This window comes from Bacillus sp. C28GYM-DRY-1, from assembly GCF_030519405.1.
Taxonomy (GTDB): domain Bacteria; phylum Bacillota; class Bacilli; order Bacillales; family Bacillaceae; genus Bacillus; species Bacillus spizizenii_A.
On record NZ_JAUMKF010000103.1, the window covers coordinates 1 to 255 of the forward strand.

The 255-nt window shown below is 44.3% G+C and carries 1 protein-coding gene; it reads left to right on the forward strand.

Annotation, left to right across the window (positions count from 1 at the left end):
* Positions 1 to 255: transposase (locus tag Q3W56_RS21260; RefSeq protein ID WP_302896724.1), on the forward strand; the 255-nt coding region annotated here is incomplete at both ends.

Genomic DNA, 255 nt, shown 5'->3' on the forward strand with positions numbered 1-255 from the left:
TTTGTCCTGAAAACCACGTTCTGACTTATCGCACAACTAACAGAGAGGGCTACCGGGTTTATGCGTCAGATCCAAAACGATGTGAACATTGCCCATTACTGAGTCAATGTACGGAAAGCCGAAATCACCAAAAAGTAATCCATCGGCATCTATGGCAGGATCATTTAGATGAGGTCGATCATTTGCGGCATACGGACGAGAATAGGCAAATCTATGCCAAACGCAAAGAAACGATTGAACGGGTTTTTGCGGATT